General features: G+C 40.8%; 9 protein-coding genes. 2 read left to right on the top strand and 7 right to left on the bottom strand.

Translation table 11 applies throughout. The features are described 5' to 3' along the window. Window positions 1-141: 141 nt before the first annotated feature. From ASU00_RS19720 to ASU00_RS19700, 5 genes are all read right to left on the bottom strand, one after another. Entirely contained in the window at window positions 142-873 is a 732-nt protein-coding gene (locus tag ASU00_RS19720) for a MurR/RpiR family transcriptional regulator (RefSeq protein ID WP_057915178.1), read from the bottom strand. A 148-nt stretch (window positions 874-1,021) separates the two neighbouring features. Next, entirely contained in the window at window positions 1,022-1,723 is a 702-nt protein-coding gene (locus ASU00_RS19715; protein WP_057915186.1) for an N-acetylmannosamine-6-phosphate 2-epimerase, read from the bottom strand. 9 nt (window positions 1,724-1,732) lie between these two features. After that, window positions 1,733-3,319 carry a PTS system mannose/fructose/sorbose family transporter subunit IID gene (locus ASU00_RS19710; RefSeq protein WP_201786315.1) on the bottom strand — a complete coding sequence of 529 codons (1,587 nt, stop codon included), beginning with the start codon at window positions 3,317-3,319 and terminating at the stop codon, window positions 1,733-1,735. A 39-nt stretch (window positions 3,320-3,358) separates the two neighbouring features. Beyond that, window positions 3,359-3,829 (bottom strand): PTS system mannose/fructose/N-acetylgalactosamine-transporter subunit IIB, encoded by a 471-nt coding sequence (locus ASU00_RS19705; RefSeq protein WP_057915177.1) that lies wholly within the window; start codon window positions 3,827-3,829, stop codon window positions 3,359-3,361. Between the two features lie 21 nt (window positions 3,830-3,850). Next, complete coding sequence (locus tag ASU00_RS19700; RefSeq protein WP_057915176.1) at window positions 3,851-4,240, bottom strand: PTS sugar transporter subunit IIA; 390 nt, start codon at window positions 4,238-4,240, stop codon at window positions 3,851-3,853. 197 nt (window positions 4,241-4,437) lie between these two features. Between ASU00_RS19700 and ASU00_RS19695 the strand changes: the two genes are divergently transcribed. Continuing rightward, entirely contained in the window at window positions 4,438-5,289 is an 852-nt protein-coding gene (locus ASU00_RS19695) for a MurR/RpiR family transcriptional regulator (protein ID WP_057915175.1), read from the top strand. Between the two features lie 194 nt (window positions 5,290-5,483). Here the strand turns inward: ASU00_RS19695 and ASU00_RS19690 are convergent, their stop codons facing one another. Then, the gene (locus tag ASU00_RS19690; RefSeq protein ID WP_057915174.1) at window positions 5,484-6,830 is read right to left on the bottom strand and encodes an APC family permease; all 1,347 of its coding nucleotides are present in this window, start codon (window positions 6,828-6,830) and stop codon (window positions 5,484-5,486) included. 367 nt (window positions 6,831-7,197) lie between these two features. Between ASU00_RS19690 and speB the strand changes: the two genes are divergently transcribed. Beyond that, window positions 7,198-8,166, top strand: coding sequence for an agmatinase (speB, locus tag ASU00_RS19685; protein ID WP_057915173.1), 969 nt, complete (start codon window positions 7,198-7,200; stop codon window positions 8,164-8,166). 271 nt (window positions 8,167-8,437) lie between these two features. On the opposite strand, the gene ASU00_RS19680 is transcribed toward speB, so the two are convergent. Continuing rightward, window positions 8,438-9,133, bottom strand: coding sequence for an ankyrin repeat domain-containing protein (locus tag ASU00_RS19680; protein ID WP_082630502.1), 696 nt, complete (start codon window positions 9,131-9,133; stop codon window positions 8,438-8,440). Window positions 9,134-9,278 lie beyond the last annotated feature (145 nt).

Below are 9,278 nucleotides of genomic sequence, written 5' to 3'. Positions count from 1 at the left end.
TTACTACTGCCTTCATGGTTCGGGACTCACACCCTATAGATTGCACCCATGCCGGGCGCACGAAAAAAGAAGAAGAGATTATCTTCTTCTTTTTACACAATTAGAGTCTAATATAGAGCATTGCTGTGTATTTATACACAACTACTCTGTTAGGTTCCAATAATATTCAGATAATGTCCTTATCGTAACCATAAGTGGGGTTTTATCCGTGATATTATATCCATTTAGCATTTCACTTGGTGCGAAACAAAATAAGCTTATATCTGCTAATTCCTGAAGAGAATTTCGATTGAAATGAGTTAACGAAATAATTTTAATTCCTTTCGATTTACTTAACTCTGCTACTTCCAGTACTTGAGACGTTTCACCAGATAAACTAATGAGGAAAAGAACACCTTCGGTAGTAAGCTGATTGATACCATGTATGATGTCATGACGATGGATATAATACTCTGATTGTTTCCCTGCAATTTTAAGATTTTTCATTAACATCTCACAAAAAAGGCCTGTATCTCCTACTCCGAAAATAAGAACTCTTTTAGATTGTTGCATCATCTTGGCCACTACGGCCATTTTATTTATATCGATTAAATCAAATGTTCTTTGTAAATTAGAGTGCAAACTGTCTTCTATTTCATTCTGCTCCGAGTAAATTTCTTCTTTAAGATTATTCTTTAAGTGTGCGTATCCATCAAATCCCAACTTCTTAGAAAATCTTATGATCGTATTAGGAACGGTAAACAAGTTGGAAGCTAACGATTGAATAGATTCATTGACTACGTTCTTTTTATTTTTTAAGATATAGTCAATAATTTGATCATCCGTATCGTTTAATTTATATTCGAATTTCTGGACACGCTCTTCAAAAAACATACCCCAATCACCTCTAAATATCCTTGGATTAATTTTTTCATTATATCAAAGGTTTTGATAATTTGGTATGAACATATCAAGGTTCTTAGTGCATGCAAATAAGCAGAATATGAATGGTCTTTAACTTACTATATATTATTTGAATTTTCTAATTATCAGGCAACAGGTTTAACTCATCTACGAACCTTTTTGTAATGATTTCGGGTCGTGTAATGGCCGTTCCGACCACGACTGCAAAGGCTCCACTTTCAATAGCTTTTCGAGCATGTTCTTTCGTATGAATATGTCCTTCGGCGATGATGGGAATCTTTAATGCAGAAGCGAGTTTGCGAATAAGATCATAATCAATCTCCTTCACGTATTTTGTTTCCTCCGTATACCCACACAATGTCGTTGATACGATATCCGCTCCCAATTTTTCAGCGATTAGCCCCTCTTCAAAAGTCGCACAATCCGCCATCACTACAATATCGGGATGCTCACTATGGATTTTTTCTATGATTTCTTCCAGCTTTTCTCCCCTGGGTCTCCTTCGTTGTGTGCCATCCAAAGCTACAATGCAGGCCCCAGCCTCAATGATGCTTTTAGCACTTTCATAGGTAGGAGTGATATAAACCTCGCATTCATCAAACCATTGTTTGTAAATCCCCATGATAGGCAATGTCGTTACCTTCCTGATCGCTTCAATATTTTCTGGCCCGGTTGCCCTTATTCCAACGGCACCTCCTTTTTCAGCAGCCTGGCTTAAGGCGCCCATCATATTCGTCCCATACATGGGCCATCCTTCCCTTGCCTGGCACGACACAATCAATCCATTTTTAAACGTTTTCAATACGCTTTTTTTATCCATCCTTATCACCTACAAGACTCCAAATAATTTACCAGCTAGACCGACAACAAAACAAAAAAGGATGAGCCAGTAGATTGCCTTTTTATATTTACGTAGCACCCATAAGAAGCCAAGCGTCAAGATGAGAGACAAAAGCCCAGGCAAGATCGAATCGAGAAGTTCTTGCAAGATAATTTCTTTGCCAGCGAAGTTCCATTTAGCGGCCACTCCTATATGAACAAAATTGACGATCATTGATCCTGTTACCATTAATCCGACTATGGTTGCCCCTTGTACAAACTTATTGAGAATATCAGAATCTTTCATTTTCAAGATAAGGTTCATTCCAAACCGGTACCCATACATCAATCCATAATAACGGGAGATAATGTTTAGCAGTACGTTTGGCACGATGAATATGATCGGACCTATTGGGTTGCCCTCCAATGCCAAGCCAGCGCCGATTGCTGCAAAAATGGTCATGAAGGTTGCTTTAAACACAGAGTCACCAATCCCAGAAAGTGGACCCATCAAAGCGGCTTTGGTAGAAGAAATGGTTTCAGAGGTTATTGGTTTTCCCTGCGCCCGTTGTTCTTCCAAGGCAAGTGTCACACCGATGATGGCATTAGAAGTATATGGATGACAGTTAAAAAACTCATTGTGGCGGACAGTCGCTTCTTTTAATTCCTCATGATCTCCATAAAGTCTTTTGAGCGCCGGCATTACCGCAAAGCAAAATCCTAAACTACCATATCGCTCATAATTTATGGACGTCATGCTGAAGAAGGAACGGAAAAAAGTGATGATTAAATCCTTCCTTGTCAGTATCGTCGTACCCGCTTCACCTCGTGGGGACGACGGAAGAGACATATCACTGTCATCCGCCTTATTCATCACCACCGAAATGCTGATTGCGATTCCAAGACCCAACAAAGCAATCGAAAGTACAGGGAGTTCCAAATAAACAGTCAGTACGAATCCAATCAGGAAAAATGACCAAAACTTCTTGAAGTTCATCATTTTCAGGAGCATCGCCATTCCTATGGCAGGCAGAATTCCTGCAGAAACCTTTAAACCATCCATAAACCAAGCAGGCATGGAGTCCACAAAGTCCTTTACAAAGTCACTCCCGAAGTGAACAGCCAAAAACGTCGGAATGAACATGACTGTAAAAAATACGACCAAACCAGACAGGTGCAGCCGTCCTGCCCTTTTTAGATTAAGCTCTTCTAGAGCCTTGTCAGCACGATGCACGAGATAAATATTGAAGTTCCAAGCAAGCATGATCAAAAGCTGTGCTAGAATGCCAATTGGCAAGGCCAGGGCAATTCCAACTTCTGGTTTACCCCCAGCACTGATCGCAAAAATGGTACCAATCAAGCCCGCAATTTGTGCATTGGGAGGGACGCTCCCACCAATCGGCAGCACCCCCATGAACATCAATTCGACGCTTGCCCCTACAATCAATCCTGTTTGGAGGTCGCCCATCATTAAACCTAGTAAAGGACCTGCAAAAATCGGACGGCTGATCATCCAATATCCGTACCCATAATTTTCAGTCATTAGAACTGCAACAAAAGTGCTCAGTAAAACGGCTGATAGGAAGCCAATCTCCACTTTTTCTCCTCCTTTAATTCGTAACGTTCTTTCCCGTCTCTATATTTTCGTAAATAAGTCGATGGATTTGTCACTTGGAGATGTTCTAATTTCACAGGCTATCCCGTGACCTCTTATTTCTTGAAAAACGTCCTTATCTTCTTCATCCAAATAGACTGTTTTACTTATTTCCTGTTTACCTGCTTTATAATACATACCACCTACATTTATAGAAGGCAGGGTAATCCCTTTGTCAATCAGGGATAAGAGAACATGAGGACTTTTTACGACGATAAATGTTTTTACGGAATCCAGTTGCGCATCTAGATATCTCACTGCATCTTCGACGGAAAGGATCGCATGTTTTTTCCCAACAGGAACTGCCATACTTAGCAGCAGGATTTGGGTCGGATCGTTCGCCGCTTCATCATCAACTACAAGGTATTCCGTGACTTGATAAGCAACACTCCATGAATAAGCGACCTGTCCATGTATAAGCCGTTCATCGATACGGGTAACAACAATGCTCATGACAAACCTCCTACAAGATTATTAATTGATTACAGAGTTTATATGGCTGATGCTTTGAGAGGCATTGGCGATTAACTCACGCGGACTAGCAGGTGAGAGACAGCATTCAATCACTAAACCTAAATGGAAGCCGGCGATTACCTGTATACTTCTTTCTTTAAACACTTGAAGTGTAGCTGCATTGCATGGTGAACCGCCTTTAATATCTGCCAGTATGATAATTTCTTGGTATCGGACCCGTAGTTGATTGACTGAAGTTTCCAGTCGGCTTGAAAATGATTCGAAAGTTTCTTCTGCATCCATGCTCAATGCATAGAGATCTTTTTGTTTTCCTGTAATCAGCTGCACACATTCCTTCATTGTCGAGGCTAGGTTGCCATGACTTACAAGTAAAATGGCCCTATTCAACATATCACTCCCTCATTTTTAAATTTTTTAAATATTCTTTCTTTTATCATGATAAACAAAAAGAATAAAAATATCAATATTCATACGATAAAAACAAGAAATAAAATTTCATAAATGGCATTTTTTTCTGCATAATGTCCCAATAAAATTTCAATTATGATATAAATGTAATATGGATATCTCTTATAAGGAGGACAATTATGAGCTCATCTTTATTACAAAAAATCAAAGAAAAAGCCGATTCCCTATCACGTGCAGAACGGCAAGTAGCCCAATATATATTGGAACATGCCGATTTGGTGCAAACTTACACGATTTCTGAAATCTCGATTAACGCTAATGTTTCCCAAGCGAGTGTTGTCCGTTTTTGTAAACGGATGGGCATTGAAAGCTTTAAAACCTTTCAACATACTTTGGTGAAAGAAATGAGTTCAAACCATGCCAATATTAATGACCTTTCTTTATTACGTGAGAATGATACCCCTTACCAACTTTTTCAAAAGGTAACGATGAGCAATAAAATCGCTTTGGATTCACTGGAACAAACATTGAATAAGAAAGAGTTTGATAAAGCAGTAGAATGCCTAAGCGAGGCAAAGCGGATTGCCTTTTTCGGCGTCGGCGGCTCCTCTACAGCTGCATTGGATGCAAGCCATAAATTCGCTAAACTTGGCGTAGCGACAGGGATGAACACGGATTTTCATACCGTGATCTCCTATGTTTCCAATTTCACTTCCGAAGATGCATTAGTCCTTTTTTCAACATCCGGAAAAACGAAGGATGTTTTGGAAATGGCATCATACGCAAAAAAGATCGCCGTTCCCATCGTTGCCATAACGGCCTACTCAAAGACTCCTCTATTGAAACTGGCTACGATACAGCTTTGCTTTCCTGACATTGAACATGATCACCGAATCGGAAGCATTGCATCGAGAATCATGCAGCTTAACATGGTGGACGCCCTTTACTTAAGCGTTTTTCACCGCATCGACAAACAGACCATCGATAATTATCAAAAGGCACGTGAAGAAATCCTTCGATTAAGAAGATAAATATGGGAAAGTATGATCGTTAAGTGAAGTACAACAAAAACAAAATTCCAATAAAGGACTAACATCGTGCAAATGTAGCCAACTCTCAACTTTAGGCGAAAATTTCAAAAGGGGTACGGAATTGGAAAAATCCCGTACCCCTTTTCTCTACAAACGGAACGCATCCTTTCAGAATAAAGTTTTCCTTGTGGGGTCTATAGCTGAATTTCTTCCACTTGATATTGAGGCGGAGCTGTGCGGAATGCTTTTGTAATGTATAGCAGATAACAAAAACCAATTAAAAACCAGCCCGCCCCCATGATTAAGGAGCTTGTCTCAAGATTGATCCAAAGCACGCCTATTGATATCGCACCGATAAGAGGCAGGATTAAGTAATGGAAATATCCCTTTATCGTTCGATGCTTTTTTTCCTTGATGATAAAATGGCTGATCACCGACAGATTTACAAAAGTAAACGCCATTAATGCACCAAAGTTTATCAGTGATGCGGCCGTCACCAAATCAAAGAATAAGGCCGATAAGGCAATGACCCCCACGATGAGTACATTGATGGCAGGTGTTTTCCACTTAGGATGAATGTAGCCAAACCATTTTTCCGGAAACACTTTATCGCGGCCCATAACATACAATAGGCGGGATACACTTGCATGCGAAGCTAGTCCCGATGCTAGCGTATTGACGAGAGTGGTGCATAAAAAAATCGATTGGAACAGCTTCCCACCTACGTATAGGGCAATTTCCGGCAACGCAGCATCAGGCTCCTTGAAGCGAGAAATATCAGGAAAAAAAAGCTGGATAAAGAATGAGGAAATAATGAATATCATACCTCCCCATAGAGCCGTTAGAAAGATCGCTTTCGGAATCGTTTTTGTCGGATTTGGCGTTTCCTCCGATAATGTCGTTACGGCATCAAACCCCAAAAAGGAAAAACAAAGGATGGTTGCCCCGGTTATGATGGAAGAATAATCCATCCCCTCTTGTACGAAAGGCTGGATCGTAAATACTTCCCCTGTCCCTTCTCCACTGTGCAGGCCCCTGATTACTAGTATGATGAACACCGTCATGATGGCTATCTGAATTATTACGAAAAGAGCATTGAAGTTAGCCAGTACATTGACACTCCGAAGATTGAGAATGGTGACAATTGCAACGAACAGGACTACCCATAGCCATGTTGGTACCTCTGGAAATAATGCTGTAAGATAAATTTTGGTCAACAGTGCATTTACCATCGGCAAAAAAAGATAGTCTAACAACGACGACCACCCTACAAGGAACCCTAAATGGCGATTGATCGCCTTTTGTGTATACGTGTAGGCCGATCCTGCTGCTGGAAAAACCTTTACGAGTTTTCCGTAGCTTCCAGCTGTAAAAAGCATGCCAACCAATGCAACGATATACGCAGTCGGTACATGCCCTCCGGTGATTCCAGATACGATACCAAATGTATCGAATACGACCATTGGTGTCATATAAGCCAATCCCATCATAACAATTTGCCATAATTTTAGCGTTCGTTTCAGTTTCGCATCATTTTCCACTTATCATTCCTCCTTGTAACCGCTTTCAATCAATTGTTTTTACAAAACCTAAATAATGATAAGACCTCCCTCCTTCTTAAAAAACACACCCTGAATCTCAAGTAGCAAATTTCGTGCCAATACATCAATTACCGGCATTCCTGCATTATCCATGAGATTTTGAAGGTACATACGGAGATGGGACTATGCTTTCTTTTTGCATCACGATTCATTTTTCGATAATTTATTCGCGCTTGCATAATATTTTCATAGGAAAACGGTCGAGGATGAGCAGAAAATCGCTTTTTTAAACTTGGCATGGCAATTGCATTTGATAAAAGGGAGTATGCAGACGAATAAAAGTGATTAAAAAATGGAGGAATAAAAAATGAAGTATCCTTTATCGCCCGATGTACAACCAGAGTTTTGTACCACTGGATCATTTATGCGCTTACCTTCTTCAAGAGAAAATGCCAAATTGGCAGTGGTTGGCCTGCCTTTCGATACAGCCGCTTCATTCAGGGTAGGAGCAAGGTTCGCTCCCCAGGCTGTCCGTCAGGCTTCCATGACTTTGTTTCCGTATCATCCCATTCATAAAGTTTTTCCATTTGACGAGTGTAACGCCATTGATATTGGGGATGTTTCAGTGATTCCCCATAATATACACCGAAGCTATGAATTAATTGAAACGGCAATGGCGGAATTGATGAAAACAGGAATCATCCCTATCGGCATTGGAGGAGATCACTCCGTTACATTGGCCAATTTAAGAGCTGCCGCAAAGATTCATGGACCAGTAGCGCTTCTCCATTTTGATTCACATACGGACACGTGGGATACTTATTATGAAGAGAAATATTGGCATGGATCACCTTTCATCCGTGCATATGAGGAAGGCTTGCTTCAGACGGATAAAGTTTTCCAAATTGGAATTAGAGGGACGCTCAATCATCCCGGGGATATTGAATCCAGTACAGATTTGGGCTATACGGTGATAACTACGCCTCAGCTGAAGGAAAGGGGCATTGCGGATGTCGTGAAGGAAGTCAAAAAGACCATCGGAGATACACCATGTTTCCTGAGCTTCGATATCGATTTCGTTGATCCATCCTGCGCACCTGGTACGGGCACTTTGGAGGTCGGTGGATTGAATAGCTTTGAAACGCTTGAGCTGATTCGATCCCTGCATGGATTTAACTTCATTGGTTTCGACCTGGTGGAAGTTCTCCCACCCTATGACCCAACCCAAATCACATCCCTATTGGCAGCTACCATCATTCATGACTTTGCCAGTTTAGTAGCACTGAAATTGAGGGAAGAACAAGAAATACCAGTCGAAAATAGTCAAAAAAGCTAAGGCAACAAGTTTTTTCTCGAGATCAAGAGTTGAACACCTCAATTGATAAATCTAGAAAGACACATCCCTCAAGATAGACAAGAAGGGCCATTTATCGAAATGGCCCTTCTTGTCATCTTCTCATATGGCCCGACTATAATACGACCGAGCTCTTACCGAACGGGGAAATTCGTTTGAAGATCAGTGCGTCATCAGGCTTCTCTACTCATATTGAACAGGCCGTTGCCTAACTGACTGTATCTTTCATGTTCCGTTCTTTGGTTTTATGTGGTTATTGCGCTCCTTTTTTTATCAACATTTGTTCAATGTCTTCCAACCCTTTCATTTTGGCGTGATGTAATGGAGTCACATTATCATGGTCAGCTATATTCACATCAGCTCCATGATCTAACAGCAATTGCACGGTTTGTTGCTGTTCATTCCCATCATTCAATATGATCGCCTCCAATAAAGCCGTCCAACCAAGGTTATTGACATGATTTATTTCGATATCAGTTTGGTTCAGAAGCTCCTGGATCACATTGACATACCCATGTTCAGCAGCTGGAATCAATGCTGTTCCTCCATACCGGTTGGTAATCGTCGGGTCTGCACCTGCAGCAATCGTAAGCTTCAGTATTTCCAGGTATCCTTCAGCACCCGCATATAAAAAAGGATTGTTTTTCATATCATCCTGGATATTGACGTCTGCACCTGCAGCAATGAGAATTTTAGCTGTCTCAACATCATTGTTATAAGTTGCTATCATAGTGGCAGTGCGCCCTTTTGCGTCTTGAGTATCAATATCTGCACCTTTCTCGATCAATTGGCTTATCGTTTCATTATCCTTCTTTTCTGCTGCCTGTATTAGTTGTTTCTTCATTCCTACACTCTCCTTTCCTTGTATTTTCAGTTCTTCCTTGGAACCCGAGACACACGCTTGAAGCAAGAGAAGGCATCCGATGAATATTGCCAGCCACTTCCACATTATATACACGTCCCTATTTTTATTTATCCTGTTTCTATTTACATCATGAAGGTAAGCAAACCCAATACTTTTGATGGAGTTCCAGAATGCCTACTCGCTGCTACTCACCAAGTATTTTCTCATCCAATGCTCAGCTTTACAGAGT

Origin of the sequence: Peribacillus muralis, assembly GCF_001439925.1 — a bacterium.
Classification (GTDB): Bacteria; Bacillota; Bacilli; order Bacillales; family DSM-1321; genus Peribacillus; species Peribacillus muralis.
The sequence above is the reverse complement of the archived record's forward strand: the minus strand, read 5'-3'. Positions and strand labels throughout refer to the sequence as shown.